This is a genomic window from Mesorhizobium sp. M2E.F.Ca.ET.209.01.1.1 (assembly GCF_004010375.2).
Classification (GTDB): domain Bacteria; phylum Pseudomonadota; class Alphaproteobacteria; order Rhizobiales; family Rhizobiaceae; genus Mesorhizobium.
Genome location: NZ_SADP02001269.1, coordinates 1 through 285, shown reverse-complemented (window position 1 = coordinate 285; position 285 = coordinate 1). Strand labels below are relative to the sequence as shown.

1 pseudogene is annotated in these 285 nt (G+C 75.8%); it reads left to right on the top strand.

Features of this window, described 5'->3' with window-relative positions:
* A pseudogene (locus EN852_RS40025) lies at positions 1-285 on the top strand (isochorismate synthase); the annotation flags it as partial.

Below are 285 nucleotides of genomic sequence, written 5' to 3'. Positions count from 1 at the left end.
GCGCGTCTCGGCCTTCTTCGCGCAGCAGCGTGGCGGTCCGGGCCTGCTGGTCGGTGCGGTGCCATTCGAACCGCGTGCCGACGACGCGCTGTACCAGCCCGAGCGCCTGCTGCCAGCCCTGCCGTTGCCGCCGCAGGCCGCGCCGGCGCTGGAGGGTGCCCTGCAGGCCGAGCCCACGCCCGAGGCATACGCGGCGTCGGTGGCGGCTGCGGTGCAGGTACTGCGCGCGCCCGGACTGGACCTGCAGAAGGTGGTGCTGGCGCGCAGCCTGCTGGCACGCACGCG